Source organism: Mycobacterium sp. (genome assembly GCF_035570115.1).
Taxonomy (GTDB): Bacteria; Actinomycetota; Actinomycetes; order Mycobacteriales; family Mycobacteriaceae; genus Mycobacterium.
This window is the reverse complement of sequence record NZ_DATMLH010000243.1, coordinates 1-14,220: the sequence shown is the minus strand read 5'-3', so window position 1 is coordinate 14,220 and position 14,220 is coordinate 1. Positions and strand designations below refer to the sequence as shown.

Below are 14,220 nucleotides of genomic sequence, written 5' to 3'. Positions count from 1 at the left end.
GACGCCGCTTTGTGGATAACCGGCTAGCTGGCGGCGGCCGTCGCTGACTTCGAGCTTGCCGAGTCCGACTTCTCGCTAGAGGTACTCGGCTTTTCCGATGAGCCGGACTTTTCGCTGCTACTCGAACCGTCCGTGCCCGAAGACGAGCTCGTCTTGGCCGACCCATTGGTCGAACTTTTCGCCGCCTCACGGCTGTCCGTGCGGTAGAAACCGCTGCCCTTGAACACCACGCCAACGGAGTTGAACAGTTTGCGCAGCCGGCCCGAGCACTGCTCGCATGTGGTCAGGGCGTCGTCGGTGAAGGCCTGAACCACATCGAAGCGATTGCCGCACTCGGTGCATGCGTAGCTGTAAGTCGGCACAGAAACCTCCGTGATGGTCTAAACGGTTAGCACTCTACAGTCTCAAGTGCTAGAACCGCTATGTGGCGCGTGTCATTCCCGCCCGGCGCGGCCGGTGGAGGGACACGCTGGCGCTGCTGATCATCGTCGTGATCGCCGCCGGTGTCGGGTGGCTCTACGTCCGCGACGTCCGAAGCCGGGAACCCGCCCCGCAGGAGTTGCCCGCCACCCCGGCCTACGACACGGTCCGGCGGCAGCTCGAGGCGCTGCCCGTCAAGGGGTGGGATCGCTTCGAGGACTTCAATCGCGCCCGGTTCGGCGAGCCCTGGAGCGACGACGTCAACGTGGAGTTCGGGCACAACGGCTGCAACACCCGCGACGACATCCTGCGGCGCGACCTGGTCGACCTGCAGGTGCGGCCGGGGACCTGCTTCGCGCAAAGTGGCATCCTGCACGACCCCTACACCGGAGCGACCATCGTTTTCGTGCGCGGCCCGGATACCTCGCCCGCGGTGCAGATCGACCATGTGGTGTCGCTGTCCGATGCTTGGTACAAGGGCGCTCGCGGCTGGGACGACCAACGCCGCCGCGACTTCGCCAACGATCCGCGCAATCTGTTGGCTGTCGCCGGTCAGGTCAACTTCGACAAGGCGTTTCGCGACGCCGCTTCATGGTTGCCGCCGAACGTGGCATTTCGCTGCGCGTTCGTCGCCCGTCAGGTCGAGGTCAAGACCGACTACCAGCTGTGGGCGTCGGGCCGAGAGAAAGACGCGATGCGAGGGGTGCTGCGGGGCTGCTAGGTGTCGCCGAGTTCGATCAGGCCGCGTCGGGGAGTCAGCGCATGCGTCATCAACACGTCGTGCGGCTCACACGGCAATTCGTCAAGCAGCTCCTCGTCGCGGATCACGGCGATCAGGCGCGCTCGCGGATCCCGGTGCACCAACGTGCGGTCGTAGAAACCGCGGCCACGGCCCAGACGCACGCCGGCCCGGTCGACGGCGAGCGCGGGAACCAGCACGACGCTCGCCTCGGCCAGGGTCGTCGCCGGCAGCCACGGCCGGGCCGGTTCGAGCAATCCGAAGCGGGCGGCCACCAGTTGGCCCGGCCGGTATTCACCCCACTGCAGCGCCACCGGGGAGTCGTCGGCGGTGGTACGCGCGACCGGCAGCAGCACGCGGCCACCTCGTCGCAGCACCACATCCAGCATCTCGATCGATCCCGGCTCGGTGCCCACCGGGACATAGGCGCATACGGTGCTCGCGCTGCTCACCAACGCTTCGAGGTGTTCGGCCAACGACCGCGCCTCGTCGGCCCCGATCTCGTCGGGCACCGAACGGCGGGCCGCCAACAGCCGTTCGCGCAGTGCGCCCTTAGCCGTCTTCGCCATACCGTCAACGATGACAGCCGCGCCGTACACCCCGCCACAGCGACTGGACAGCAGGCTGCGATTATGGTGTGAACGATGTCACGCTCACAGGGTCTGGTGCCTCGCACCGCGATCGTGCCCGCGGCCGGGTTGGGTACGCGTTTCCTGCCCGCGACCAAAACCGTGCCCAAAGAGCTGTTGCCCGTCGTCGACACGCCCGGCATCGAATTGGTCGCCGCCGAAGCCGCCGAGGCCGGCGCCGAGCGGCTGGTGATCATCACCTCCGAGGGCAAGGACAGCGTCGTCGCACACTTCGTCGAAGACTTGGTGCTCGAAGGCACGCTGGAGGCGCGCGGCAAGGCGGCAATGCTGGCGAAGGTGCGTCGTGCGCCACAGCTGATCAAGGTCGAATCGGTCGTGCAGGCCGAGCCGCTCGGACTGGGACACGCCATCAGCTGCGTGGAGCCGGTGCTGTCAGCCGACGAGGATGCTGTCGCGGTGTTGTTGCCCGACGACCTGGTGCTGCCGACCGGCGTGCTGGAGACGATGGCGAAGGTGCGTGCCGAGCAGGGCGGCACGGTGTTGTGTGCGATCGAGGTTTCTCCCGAAGAGATAAGCGCATACGGGGTTTTCGACGTCGAGCCGGTGCCCGGCGCGCACGAGGACGTGCTGAAGGTCAACGGCATGGTGGAAAAGCCGAAGCAGGAAGACGCTCCGTCGATGTACGCGGCGGCTGGTCGCTACATTCTCGACCGCGCCATTTTCGACGCGTTGCAACGCATTGATCGAGGCGCCGGCGGTGAAATGCAGCTCACCGACGCGATCGCGCTGCTGATCCGCGAAGGGCATCCGGTCCACGTTGTGGTGCATCGTGGCTCCCGACACGACTTGGGAAATCCGGGCGGCTACCTCAAGGCTGCGGTTGACTTTGCATTGGACCGTGACGATTACGGCCCGGAATTGCGGCGGTGGCTGGTGACTCGATTGGGCCTGGCCGAAGACTAGCGGCGGCGCCCGTCGACGACAGAAAGGCGCGCTGTGCGTTCGGTGGAGGAGCAGCAAGCCCGGGTGTCGGCTGCTGCGGTGGCGCCCAGACCGGTGCGCGTTGCTATTGCCGAGGCGCAGGGGCTGATGTGCGCCGAAGAAGTTGTGACGGAGCGTCCGCTGCCGGGTTTTGATCAGGCCGCGATCGACGGCTATGCGGTACGCAGTGTGGACGTGCTGGGTGTCGGTGAGTCCGATCCGTCCAGCGATCAAACCGGCGACGACCATCTGCGCGCGGTCCCGGGCGAGGCGGTGGAATCGCCGGCCGCGCCCGGTGGAGTCACCTTGCCGGTGATGGGCAACGTCGAAGCCGGCACGCGCATACCCAGCAGGCTGCAGCCGGGGCAGGCCGTGCGAGTGCAGACCGGCGCCCCACTGCCGACGCTGGCGGATGCGGTCTTGCCGCTGCGATGGACGGATGGCGGGCAGTCGCGGGTGCGGGTGCTGCGCGGCGTGCGGTCGGGTGCCTACGTGCGGCGCACCGGCGACGACGTCCAGCCGGGTGACGTGGCGGTGCGGGCCGGGACGATCATCGGTGCCGCCCAGGTCGGGCTACTGGCCGCGGTTGGCCGCGAGCGGGTTTTGGTCCACCCGCGCCCGCGGGTGTCGGTGCTCGTGGTGGGCGGTGAGCTGGTTGATATCTCGCGCACTCCCGGCAACGGACAGGTCTACGACGTCAACTCCTATGCCCTGGCGGCGGCCGGCCGGGACGCGGGCGCCGAGGTGAACCGTGTCGGCATCGTCAGCAACGACGCAGGAGAGCTCGGTGAAGTCGTCGAGGGCCAGCTCAACCGTGCCGAGATCGTGGTGATCGCCGGCGCGGTCGGTGGCGCGGCGGCCGAGGCCGTGCGCTCTGTGCTCTCCGAACTCGGCGAGATGGAAGTCACCCGGGTTGCGATGCATCCGGGATCCGTCCAGGGGTTCGGGCAGCTGGGCCGCGAAGGTGTCCCGACGTTTCTGTTGCCGGCCAACCCTGTCAGTGCGTTGGTCGTGTTCGAGGTGATGGTCCGACCGCTGATCCGGTTATCGCTGGGCAAGCGGCAGCCGATGCGCCGGGTAGTGCAGGCCCGCACGCTCTCACCGATCAGTTCGGTGCCCGGCCGCAAAGGCTTTCTGCGGGGCCAGCTGATGCGTGACCAGGACACCGGCGAATACCTGGTGCAGGCGCTGGGCGGCGCGCCCGGCGCCTCGTCGCACCTGCTGGCGACGCTGGCTGAGGCAAACTGTCTGGTTGTGGTTCCCCGCGAGGCCGAGCAGATCCGCACCGGCGAGGTCGTCGACGTGGCGTTTCTGGCTCAGCGTGGCTGAACGACACGGTGGCTGCTGCTCGTGAACTCGTGGCGCTCCAGCTCCCAGCATCCCGGCTGGCCGACGATCGTGGGACCGCTGCGGGTTTCTGCCGGTGTGATCCGGCTGCGTCCGGTGCGTATGCGCGACGCCGCGCAGTGGAGCCGCGCCCGGCTGGCCGACCGAGCCCATCTGGAGCCCTGGGAGCCCAGCGCCGAGGCTGATTGGACTGCGCGCCATACAATTTCGTCTTGGCCGGCGGTGTGTTCGAGTCTGCGTTCAGAAGCCCGCAAAGGCCGCATGTTGCCGTATGTGATCGAACTGGAAGGCCAGTTCTGTGGGCAGCTGACGATCGGTAATGTGACGCACGGGGCATTACGGTCGGCCTGGATCGGCTACTGGGTGTCCAGCTCGGTCACCGGTCGCGGGGTCGCCACCGGTGCGTTGGCACTGGGCCTCGATCACTGCTTCGGCCCGGTCATGTTGCATCGCGTGGAAGCCACCGTGCGACCGGAGAATGCCGCGAGCCGGGCAGTGCTAGCAAAGGTCGGATTCCGCGAGGAGGGGCTGCTGCGCCGTTACCTCCAGGTCGACGGGGACTGGCGGGATCACCTCTTGGTGGGTCTGACGGCCGAAGAGGTCTATGCCTCGGTGACGTCGGCTCTGGTGCGCGACGGGCACGCCAGCTGGGCGTAGTGACGCGAACCTTCGTGTTGCAAATGTGACATTTGTGACTGTTGGTGCTTGTAAGTAGCAAATTACAGGTGTGTAATTGTCCTGGGCGCGCCTCGACCGGATGCGCCGGCTGCCGGCCTAGCCTGGCGGGGAAAGGAGCAGGTCACCATGCCAAGCATCCCGCAATCATTGTTGTGGATATCGCTCGTGGTGCTCTGGTTGTTCGTGCTGGTTCCCATGCTGATCAGTAAGCGCGACGCGGTGCGGCGCACCAGTGACGTGGCTTTGGCGACCCGCGTGCTCAACAGCGACGCCGCAGCCCGGCTGCTCAAACGCGGGGGACCAGCGGCAGGGCATCGCAGCGACCCTGACTGGCAGCCCGAGGAAGACGAACACGACGACGACCTGGACGACCTCGACTCGGATGACACCGAGGAAGTGCCGCTGGCGCGCGTCGACGTCGTCATGGCCGCAGCCGCGATGTCCGTCGAGGAGCCCCGGCTTGACTGTCAAGATGCTGAAACGCTTCGGGCGGGCGACAGCGCGGTGGTGGCAGACGCGCTGCCCACGGTCGAGGAGCAGCCGGAGTCGGCGGTCGAGGACGAGACCGCGGATGGCGACGACGCCGAGGCAGAGTTTGACACCGAGGATGCCGACGACGTCGACGACGACGCCGATCAATACGAATACATCGACGACACATCGGGGATACCGGTCGCCGAGGAACCGTCGGCGACCGTCACTCACGCATTCTCGCGGCGGCATCGATACGACCCGGAGACCGCCGCGGCGAGCATCGCCCGCAAATACGCCTCCCGTAAGCGGGTGCTGATGGTGATGGCGCTGATGTTGGTCGGATCGGCGGCGGCAGCATTCCTGCTGACCCCAACGGCGTGGTGGTTCTGCGGCAGCATCTCCGCGGTGACGGTGCTCTACCTGGGATATCTGCGCCGTCAGACCCGGATCGAGGAGCGAGTGCACCGCCGCCGGGTGCAGCGGATGGCGCGGTCGCGCCTGGGTGTGGAGAACGCCTACGACCGCGAGTTCGACGTGGTTCCGTCGCGGCTGCGGCGCCCGGGTGCCGTGGTTCTGGAGATCGATGACGAAGATCCGGTCTTCGAACATCTCGACTATGCGCCGTACGCGCGCGATTACGGCTGGCACCGGGATCTGCCGCGAGCCGCCGGGCAGTAATGGTTCGGCAACGCCAACCACGACTGGTAGCCTGCTAGCGATCAGGGGCTATGGCGCAGTTGGTAGCGCGACTCGTTCGCATCGAGTAGGTCAGGGGTTCGAATCCCCTTAGCTCCACCAGCCTGACCTGCGGTTTAACCCAAAACCTGCCGCCGTCAGCGGGACAGGGACCGCAGTGGGACCGCAGCACGAATAGCTGGGTTCAGATTGGCAGCAACGTCGTCGTCAAACAGGTCGGCGTACACTTCCAACGTCATCGGAAGCTTTGGCGTGCCCGAGCATCCGTTGCACCGCTTTGACATTCGCGCCCGCCGACACCGCCAGGCTCGCCGCGCTGTGCCGCAGGTCGTGCGGGTTATCGACGGAAACGACTCGTCGGCCATCTGGCACTTCTTCACCGCTGGCTCAAACACCCGAGCCCGCCAGTTCGAATTGCGCAGCACCCCGCCACGCATGTCGGTGAACACCAGATCGTCGCGACCCTTGCCCACCATCAGCGCGGCCAGCTCGTCGGCCAGGACCGCCGGGAACGGCACCGAGCGCCGCTCCCACGACTTCGGCGTGCTCCATACAGGCGCGCGCGGAGGCCAGCCGGGCCATAGCTGGCGCCGTGGACTGGCCGAAGGTCGCCCGGGAAGTCCAAGAGCTCAACAACTTCCGCGCTGAGCGGTCCTGGGTACAGAGGCAGCTCCACTAATGACCTACCACGAGATGTCGTGGGGCGAACCAGCTTGGCCGGCGGATGATCCGGGACCGCCCGAGCCGCCGCTCGACGCGCAGCCACCGATAAACAATCACCATCCCGACACCCCCGTTCTCGCCGACAAGGTGCTCACCCGATCAGCATTACGGAACCTGCCGAAGCCCGAACCGCTGATCGACGACACTCTCGACAGGGCCACCTTCGCGCTGCTGTACGGCGCGAAAAGTGCCTACAAGACGTTCGTGGTACTCGACTGGGGGTTATCTGCGGCGACCCACACCAGTTTGGACGTGAGGCATGGCCTGGCGGTTCCTGCGTGTCTCGGTGACCGTCGAAACATGACGAGTAGTGGACTACTTGCCTCAGTTGCAGGGTTTTGGCTCACCATCGAACCGTAGCCAAGTGCTCGACTCCAGCGGGTCACTGAACAGGAGAACAAATCATGATCATCCTCGGTGTTGCGGCGTCGGCTCGGTTCGGTGTGGACGGGCAGACCGATGCGTTTTTCTTTTCACCCACTTACCAACAAGACCCGGCCACTGCTGAACCCATGGGACTGTTGCAACTCTGCTCGTTCCAGGGGGAGATCCTGCGTGAGGGGCAACACGCCGCTCCCCCCAAGTGGGAAGGGCCCGCCGGCGTCGGTAATCCAGTGGTGGCCTTTCCATATTGGGCCGGGCTGGCCGCGTCGGCGCAGTTCGGCTTGCCCAACCAGACTGACGTGTTCGCCGTGTCGACCGAGGGTCAGCTGATGGTCGCCTGGGTCGACGGGGCACTCACTTGGGGCGGTCCGATGGGCATCGGTGGCACGGGGGTCTTTCCGGCGGGCGCCCCCGTGGCCGCGTCGGCGCAGTTCGGTGTCCCTAATCAGACTGACGTGTTCGCCGTGTCGACCGAGGGTCAGCTGATGGTCGCCGCGGTCCAGGAGGCTGGCGAGTGGGCCCCGCCGATGGGCATCGGTGGCGCGGGGGTCTTTCCACAGCGGGCCGCGCTGGCCGCGTCGGCGCAGTTCGGTGTGCCTAATCAGACTGACGTGTTCGCCGTGTCGAACGAGGGTCAGCTGATGGTCGCCTGGGTCGACGGAGCCGGCAAGTGGGCGGGGCCCGCCGTCATCGGTAACGTGAGCACGTCGGGCGGCGGTTATGGGCTGGCTGCGTCGGCGCAGTTCGACCTAATCGGCCCGCCCAATCGCACCGACGTGTTCATTCAGACCGGGCAGCAGATCCTAGTCACCTGGGTCGACGGGGCTGGCAAATGGACCCTGCCAGGGCCGATAGCAACTTTCCCAGCGTTGGGATAAGTCCAACAAAATGGGCCGCTGATGCGATCACGTCGCCGACGAGCTGGCCCGCAAGCTGACACCGGTGCCGAAAGAGCAGGCCCCACGACGTCGGCGGTGATTACATCTCGGAATTGACTAGGCAGCTGGTGTGTCTTGGCAGGAAACCGTCAGGCCGCCCCCGTATCCGTCACGGCTTGCCAAAGGGCTCGCCTTAATCTGCTATCTCCGGACCTTTGTGGTCGCGTGGACGCTCGCTCACCTGATTCTCGTGGGTCCTGTCAGTTGGCGGTCCGCAGCCGGTCCGCAGCGGGTACGCAGCAGAGTTTCTTGCGGGTTCCGGTAACCGCCACGCCCAACGATTTGACCAGCGGTTTTCTTGCGCAGCCAACACACCTTGGCGTGACAAACGCCCAGATAGTCTCGTTCGCATCGAGTAGGTCTGGGGTTCGAATCCCCTTAGCTCCACAGAGGGAACTGCAGCGCAGTGGGTACGCAGCAGATCGGATCGCTACGCTCCAAGTTTTTGACGGCAACGCTGTCCGGGTCTTCGTCGAATAGGTCGGCGTACACGTCCATCGTCATGGAAGCTTTGGCGTGCCCGAGCATCCGTTGCACCGCTTTGACATTCGCTCCCGCGCTGACCGCCAGACTCTTCTCACTGCATCTCTTGCCTGCTCAGCGGCTCTTGCGGATCTTTGCCTGATGGAAAGTAGACAAAATCCCGGCCGGACCATGTCAGAACGTCCGATGTGGGATCGCCGTTAAATCGTCCGATCACCGTCGCGGCAATCGGCTGAGTCGATGCGCGCAGCGTCTTCCAATTCGGACCGCCGACAGGAACCGTGAACTCCCAGTTGCCCGTACTCGGTTCGCTCCGCATTAGGTCCGCGTAGCCCGTTCCGGCGAAGTCCGCCACGCGCAAGCCATCGACGGAGCTTAGGCCCGGCGGCGTCGCTCCAATGTCCGTCCACTCCTGATTCAGTCCGGCCACAAGCCATCTGCCGTTGTCCGCCCGAATAGCCTCGGTCCTTCCCGTGTGTTGAAAATCGCCAAAGAGAAGTTCCGGGGTCTGGTGGACGTCATCACCCATCAGCTTCCAGTTCCTTCCACCCGGACCGTAAAACCATTGCGTGCCCGTCGCGAGAAAGAGGTCTGCATTACCATCGCCGTCAAAGTCACCGACAGCAAGGTTTGAGATTGGCGATGCCGTCGTATTGATGGTTTGCCACGGCGAAATTCCCGCCCAGGAGACGTCGATGTTCGGACCGTGTAATGCGATCACATCGGTTCGTCCGTCGCCATCGAGGTCCCCAAAAAGAAGGGTGTTCGCTTTCTCTGTCTTGCGATTCAGAAAGCGCCACTCCGCCTGCCCGCCCGACGAGTAATACCAGCCCGCGCCGGTTCCCACGAAAACATCGTCGATTCCGTCTCCGTCGAAATCGCCTTTGGCAAGATATTCTAGCGGGTTCGAAACTCCGAACGAGTTGCCATAAACGTGGACCTTGGTTCCATCGGTGCTCTGATTCTCGATGGCAGCGGATTGGCTTCGCATGAAGACATTTTCATGGATCGCCACAAACCGGCAGGGAGTGCCCCGAAGACTGACCGGTTGATAATTGGTGCGTAACGCGGTGTTGAAACCGATGTCGTGGTAGTCCCCTGCGATGCCGCCATACCAGTGGCCTGGGTGTTCGCTCCCATGCATATCGAACGATGCGTTCGCCCGCTGGTCGCTGAGTATGAAATTGTCGTAAGCCAGATAACCGCTCAATGCCCAGGGATCGGACGAAATCGCCTGCGCGTGCAATTCGTACGCCACGTTCGCCTGATCAAGAACGAATGCGCCTCCTCCTACGACAGATCCGAAACCACCACTGTGAGTCATCAAATTCCCGATCACCCGCACTGGCGTATCTCGAGGAAACGGCGGAACCGGGGTTGTGTGGCACGCGGCGTCGTGTTCGTTTTGCCCTCGCGTGTCCACCGCCGAATCAGTGAAATAGGAGAAATCGACGTGGTCCACCAGCACTGGGGACGTTGTCGCCGTCGTGTCGCCTTGCGGGAAGATCTCGATCGCGTCCCCACTGGGTGGCGAGTCCTTGCACTTCGAGTTTAGTGGGCCGTGCATACGCAAGCCGGTGACACGCACATTGTCCTCGGAAATTGTAAACGCCGCCGTGTTTTCTACCGTGCAAGCGATAATTTGCGGGCCTTGCGAAAGATATTTCCGATAACCTCGTAGGGTTCGTCCCGCGGGGATGACCTTCGGAAAAGGCCCATTCACGACGAGGGGTTGCGCTGCATCCACCTCGATTACCGTTCCCCAGCCGGCCGCCAGCGCGTTTTCCAGCTCTCCCTCTGAATTCACCGTCACAAATCCGGACGTCGGCTTCAGCGCCGGATTGCTTACCGGCTGGAACCGGAAATATTCCGCGTCGTTCACTACGCGCGTGCTCACCACCAGCGGCGTTGCCAGGTTCGTCGATTCTTTCTGCGGCGCGATCACGTATTCGCGCGAAACCCGTTCGCCCGCGGACTGACGACCCACCAGGATCGCATCGCCATCCAGTGCGAATCGCTGCGCTGGCGAGTTCGTTCCGCAAGCTTGCAATTCGAGCGGTTCGTCGAGCAGCACTTGCCCGCCGCGCACTCCGATGCAAAATTGCGACTGCACCATCAGCTGCACGTCGTGCGTGGCGCTATCGATCTCTTTCACCCGGACCTGCTGTGCCACTGTGCCGTTGCAGCTGTAGATGTAGACCGGCCCGCCGACCTTCCACGCCGCCTCAGCGCCGAAATCCAGACATCTGTGTCCGAGGTCCTGGACAACGAAATCGCCGTCGGTAAGACGGATACGTGGCGCTTCCCGCTCGCAACCTAGCAAAATCACCAACAGAAGAATCAAACCTAGACTTTTCGAGCTTGACTTCGCCAGCATCTGTTTCATGTGCGTCCTCCCCGCGTCCCCTGAGCGGGACGCTGGTTTTGAAAAGGGGACGAGCAGGGGCAGCCCGACCCGATCACGTTGGCACCTCGGACTCCAAAGCAGTTGGTTTTCTGGTGATCTAATGCAGACTCTGTCTGGTCGGGCAAGGGCGCGGTCCGCCAAGCGGACCGGGATCCGCTGATAGAACGGTCTTCCTCGGGTCTTTGCCATGGCGCTGGCGGACCACTGTGCTCCGCAGGCGGCCAGCGGTGATTGGTGATGGCTCTGGCCGCATCGTCTGCTAAAGAGTCACCTTCGCGGTCGCGACGTCCGCGCCGCCAGCCGACCGGACACCACGGTAGCAGATTTACATGATACATCAACCAATTGAGGTCCTGGAGCGATCGGTCGTGTGTACCGGCATTCGGTTTTTTGGGCGCCACGCGCATAGACCAACGGCCGGCAGTGGTCCTGGGGACTCACTGCCGGCCGTTGGCCGACGGTGTCGTTTAGTTGCCCGGCGCAGGTGCTGGAGCCGGCTGGTCGGCGCTAACCTCGCCTGCCGTCTGCTGCACCGGAGCGACCTGGGCCGGGACGCCCAACTGGCGGGCGACGAAATCGGCTGCTTGGTCGGCCATCCCGTTGTTCTTGTATGAGCTGTGCGCGGCTCGGTCAAGGCCACCAGGGAAGCAGACCGGGTCGCCGGTTGCACACAGTTGGAGGGTTTTGGCCGAGTAGAGCTGGCCGATGGCGATGGGTGGCGCGTTGTGGTCGACCAGGTTCATAAACCAGGTGTCCGGTGTCCCGAACAGAACCACCGCCGCGACGTGCGAGGCGATCGCGGGAGACATCGGACCGGTGATACCGGCCGGCAAGGCGAATCCGGCGGGAACGCTGTCGGTGGTGGTGTAACCGGCTACCGCGGCCCCCTGGGAGTAACCGCCGAGCACGATCTTGGTGGTCGGGCAGCTGGCCGCGATCGTCTCAATCCTGTTGCTCGCGTCGACGATTCCGTCGGCGGCTCGCCCGAAGTCCAACGAGGCCGGGTAGTTCACTCCGTACACGTCGACCGTTTTGCCTGGCAGGCGGGCGTTCAGCGCGTCGACGAGCGCTTGCCCGGTCGCGCCCACACCGGGTACTTCATTCGTTCCGCGGGCGAACACGACTTCGACGGCGGCACACGAGTCGTCGGCGGCGGCGTTCGCTGAGGGTGCGCTTGCGAACGAGCCGGTGAGGATCGCGATGACGGCCACCGCGGCGAAAATCGTGGACAGCGCCGTTCGGACGGTCAGAGTGCCCATCCTGGCTACCAGGGGTGTAACGGTGCTCATGAGCTGGTCCCTCTTTCCTGATCCGTTGTCCATCACTTAACTGTTTAAGTAACGGTCCTGCCCCCTACAAGTCGCCGGTTGCATCTGCGATTCCGGGAAACCTAGTGATCTACACCACGTGCGTGTCTGGGGATCGCAGAGGAGGTAAAACGCCCCGTCGCGCCGAGAGCTACGTCGTTCGGGTCTGCTTAGGCGACTGGGGCTGCGAAACCCGACCCGAGGCCGCAGTCGGGTTCACCGGCCGTTGCGTGCCCGCCCCGGTAAATGCTTGACATATCATGTAATGATCTTCTAGGCTCGCATGCGCCCTACGCGGGTGCGCACACCGGGAATCGACTGTGCCGCAATCAAAGACGAATACGAGGCAGTTATGACTGAGGTGAGAATTGGGATCATCGTCGGCAGCACGCGGCCGGGCCGTCACGCCAGGGCGGTCGCGGATTGGGTGCTGGGACAGACTTCGGGGCGGTCCGGCGCACGTTACGAGATCGTTGATCTCGCCGACCACCCGCTCCCTCACCTCGACGAGCCGATGCCACCGTCATTCGGTCAGTACCAGCACGACCACACCAAGGCGTGGGCGGCGACCATCGCTGGTTATGACGGGTTCATTTTTGTCACACCCGAGTACAACCACTCGACGTCCGGGGTGCTCAAGAACGCCATCGACTACGTCTATGCCGAATGGAACAACAAGGCGGCCGGCTTCGTCGCCTACGGTTCCCTCGGCGGCGCCCGGGCGATCGAGCACCTGCGCGCGGTGTGTGGCGAACTGCAGATCGCGACGGTGCGTCAGCAGCTGTCGTTCTCCTTGTTCACCGACTTCGAGAACTTCGCCGCCTTCACTCCGGCGCCGTTGCACAACGACGCCGCCGCGACGCTGTTCGACCAGCTGGAGAGCTGGGCCGGCGCGTTGAAGCCGCTGCGCTGATGCCTAGCGCACGACGACCATTCGTCCCGCATCGTCGTTGTGCGTACTAACCGCATCGCCAACCTGATCGACGGATACGGTCGCGGCCACCTGGCTGCGTAGACGTTGCGCCGCCGCTGCCTTCATCGCTCGACCTCTTCCTGTTGTGCCGGCTGGCCGATACGGGGTTAAACAATTAAGTCATGCGGATATTTCCGGTTCAGCAATTAAGTTACAGTGGGAGTGTGAGCACAACGCGTGAGACTCGGTGGCTGGACGCAGACGAACAACGCACTTGGGCGCAGCTGTCGACGATGATCCTGCGGCTGCAGCCACTGCTGAGCGCTGAGTTGGAACGCGAGTTCGGGATCAGCCACTTCGAGTACCTGATCATGGCGCGACTGTCCGAGGCGCCGGAGTCCAAGCTGCGGATGAGCGTTCTCGCAACGACTTCAGGCAGCTCGCTGCCACGACTGTCCCAAGCCGTTGCCCGGCTGGAAAAGCGCGGCTGGCTGTCGCGGCAGCCCGACCCCGAGGACGGCCGCTACACGCTGGCGCTGTTGACCGCCGCGGGACGCCGACGACTGCAACAAGTCGCTCCCACCCACGTCGACACCGTGCGGGAGTTCGTCTTCGATCGGTTGACGCGAAACCAGACTCATCAGCTGGGCGCGATTTGTCAGCGCATTCTCGATGGGCTGCCGCGAGATGACAGCTGGCCGAGTACGCCGTCGTGCTAGGGATTTCCGGTAAGACTTTGGCGCTTACGCGCCGTGGTCGACCGAGTCGAAGACTGCAACGGCGTGGGCAAATGGTTCTGGGGTCACGCCCATCGGGCCGAAGGGGTGGTCGAGTTCGAAGACGAGGTATAAGAGCAAGCCAAGCAGGATGGTGACGGAGCTCACCAGGACGATGTGAATGCGGTTGCTCGGGAGCCGCAAAGAACTGGTGAGCATGATCAGCAGGGCTCCGCCGAAGATCAGCGAACACCAGAGCAGTGGGGGTATACGGGATTTGGCGTGTCAACCATGTTCCGGCGCAGCGGGTTCCAGCGCCGTCGGCTCAACGGCATGCGGCCAGGCCAATGGATTGAGCCTGCGGAACGGATCCTTGGCGCGCACCACCTGCAGGTTGGCGAGACTCTGTTCCAGCGACTGCCTG

General features: G+C 64.2%; 17 protein-coding genes, 1 tRNA gene and 2 pseudogenes. 11 read left to right on the top strand and 9 right to left on the bottom strand.

The annotated features are described in order from the left end of the window. Positions 1-23: 23 nt before the first annotated feature. Positions 24-362, bottom strand: coding sequence for an FmdB family zinc ribbon protein (locus VNW74_RS22395; RefSeq protein WP_325680859.1), 339 nt, complete (start codon positions 360-362; stop codon positions 24-26). 62 nt (positions 363-424) lie between these two features. Here VNW74_RS22395 and VNW74_RS22390 point away from each other — a divergent pair, with 62 nt between their 5' ends. After that, entirely contained in the window at positions 425-1,141 is a 717-nt protein-coding gene (locus tag VNW74_RS22390; protein WP_325680857.1) for an HNH endonuclease family protein, read from the top strand. Here the strand turns inward: VNW74_RS22390 and VNW74_RS22385 are convergent. After that, on the bottom strand, positions 1,138-1,728 hold the full coding sequence (locus tag VNW74_RS22385; protein ID WP_325680855.1) for a 5-formyltetrahydrofolate cyclo-ligase: 591 nt from the start codon (positions 1,726-1,728) through the stop codon (positions 1,138-1,140). The genes VNW74_RS22390 and VNW74_RS22385 overlap by 4 nt on opposite strands. A 75-nt stretch (positions 1,729-1,803) precedes the next feature. Between VNW74_RS22385 and VNW74_RS22380 the strand changes: the two genes are divergently transcribed. The 5 genes from VNW74_RS22380 to VNW74_RS22360 all read left to right on the top strand — a co-directional run bounded on the left by VNW74_RS22380 (position 1,804) and on the right by VNW74_RS22360 (position 6,027). Beyond that, on the top strand, positions 1,804-2,712 hold the full coding sequence (locus tag VNW74_RS22380) for a UTP--glucose-1-phosphate uridylyltransferase (protein ID WP_325680853.1): 909 nt from the start codon (positions 1,804-1,806) through the stop codon (positions 2,710-2,712). Positions 2,713-2,745: 33 nt separating this feature from the next. Beyond that, on the top strand, positions 2,746-4,059 hold the full coding sequence (glp, locus tag VNW74_RS22375; RefSeq protein ID WP_325680851.1) for a gephyrin-like molybdotransferase Glp: 1,314 nt from the start codon (positions 2,746-2,748) through the stop codon (positions 4,057-4,059). Positions 4,060-4,080: 21 nt separating this feature from the next. Then, positions 4,081-4,734 carry a GNAT family protein gene (locus VNW74_RS22370; RefSeq protein ID WP_325680849.1) on the top strand — a complete coding sequence of 218 codons (654 nt, stop codon included), beginning with the start codon at positions 4,081-4,083 and terminating at the stop codon, positions 4,732-4,734. Positions 4,735-4,881: 147 nt separating this feature from the next. Beyond that, positions 4,882-5,907 (top strand): gephyrin-like molybdotransferase receptor GlpR, encoded by a 1,026-nt coding sequence (gene glpR, locus VNW74_RS22365; protein WP_325680847.1) that lies wholly within the window; start codon positions 4,882-4,884, stop codon positions 5,905-5,907. A 44-nt stretch (positions 5,908-5,951) separates the two neighbouring features. Continuing rightward, positions 5,952-6,027 (top strand) — tRNA-Ala (locus VNW74_RS22360). A 35-nt stretch (positions 6,028-6,062) separates the two neighbouring features. Here the strand turns inward: VNW74_RS22360 and VNW74_RS32035 are convergent. Continuing rightward, a complete protein-coding gene (locus tag VNW74_RS32035) occupies positions 6,063-6,443 on the bottom strand; it encodes a hypothetical protein (RefSeq protein ID WP_422656551.1) in 381 nt (126 codons plus the stop codon). Positions 6,444-6,517: 74 nt separating this feature from the next. Between VNW74_RS32035 and VNW74_RS31950 the strand changes: the two genes are divergently transcribed. The 3 genes from VNW74_RS31950 to VNW74_RS22345 are packed head-to-tail and all read left to right on the top strand — an operon-like array spanning position 6,518 to position 7,910. After that, the gene (locus tag VNW74_RS31950) at positions 6,518-6,604 is read left to right on the top strand and encodes a hypothetical protein (protein ID WP_414686749.1); all 87 of its coding nucleotides are present in this window, start codon (positions 6,518-6,520) and stop codon (positions 6,602-6,604) included. After that, entirely contained in the window at positions 6,604-7,008 is a 405-nt protein-coding gene (locus tag VNW74_RS22350) for an AAA family ATPase (protein WP_325680845.1), read from the top strand. The genes VNW74_RS31950 and VNW74_RS22350 overlap by 1 nt, the downstream gene beginning before the upstream one ends. A 44-nt stretch (positions 7,009-7,052) precedes the next feature. Further along, positions 7,053-7,910, top strand: a complete 858-nt coding sequence (locus tag VNW74_RS22345; protein WP_325680843.1) for a hypothetical protein — start codon at positions 7,053-7,055, stop codon at positions 7,908-7,910. 149 nt (positions 7,911-8,059) lie between these two features. Here VNW74_RS22345 and VNW74_RS31945 read toward each other — a convergent pair. From VNW74_RS31945 to VNW74_RS22330, 4 genes and pseudogenes are all read right to left on the bottom strand, one after another. After that, positions 8,060-8,152, bottom strand: a pseudogene (locus VNW74_RS31945) (hypothetical protein); the annotation flags it as partial. Positions 8,153-8,348: 196 nt separating this feature from the next. After that, positions 8,349-8,558: pseudogene (locus tag VNW74_RS22340) on the bottom strand (hypothetical protein); the annotation flags it as partial. Continuing rightward, positions 8,548-9,444, bottom strand: a complete 897-nt coding sequence (locus VNW74_RS31940; protein ID WP_414686748.1) for an FG-GAP-like repeat-containing protein — start codon at positions 9,442-9,444, stop codon at positions 8,548-8,550. The gene VNW74_RS31940 and the pseudogene VNW74_RS22340, both read right to left, overlap by 11 nt. 1,883 nt (positions 9,445-11,327) lie before the next feature. Then, positions 11,328-12,119 carry a cutinase family protein gene (locus VNW74_RS22330; RefSeq protein WP_325680915.1) on the bottom strand — a complete coding sequence of 264 codons (792 nt, stop codon included), beginning with the start codon at positions 12,117-12,119 and terminating at the stop codon, positions 11,328-11,330. A gap of 400 nt (positions 12,120-12,519) precedes the next feature. On the opposite strand from VNW74_RS22330, the gene VNW74_RS22325 reads away from it, so the two are divergent. Beyond that, positions 12,520-13,080, top strand: coding sequence for an NAD(P)H-dependent oxidoreductase (locus VNW74_RS22325; protein WP_325680839.1), 561 nt, complete (start codon positions 12,520-12,522; stop codon positions 13,078-13,080). 3 nt (positions 13,081-13,083) lie between these two features. On the opposite strand, the gene VNW74_RS22320 is transcribed toward VNW74_RS22325, so the two are convergent. Continuing rightward, positions 13,084-13,206, bottom strand: a complete 123-nt coding sequence (locus tag VNW74_RS22320) for a hypothetical protein (protein WP_325680837.1) — start codon at positions 13,204-13,206, stop codon at positions 13,084-13,086. Positions 13,207-13,304: 98 nt separating this feature from the next. On the opposite strand from VNW74_RS22320, the gene VNW74_RS22315 reads away from it, so the two are divergent. Further along, the gene (locus tag VNW74_RS22315) at positions 13,305-13,799 is read left to right on the top strand and encodes a MarR family winged helix-turn-helix transcriptional regulator (protein WP_325680835.1); all 495 of its coding nucleotides are present in this window, start codon (positions 13,305-13,307) and stop codon (positions 13,797-13,799) included. A gap of 24 nt (positions 13,800-13,823) precedes the next feature. Here VNW74_RS22315 and VNW74_RS22310 read toward each other — a convergent pair whose 3' ends face one another. Continuing rightward, positions 13,824-14,015, bottom strand: coding sequence for a hypothetical protein (locus tag VNW74_RS22310; RefSeq protein WP_325680833.1), 192 nt, complete (start codon positions 14,013-14,015; stop codon positions 13,824-13,826). Between the last annotated feature and the right edge of the window lie 205 nt (positions 14,016-14,220).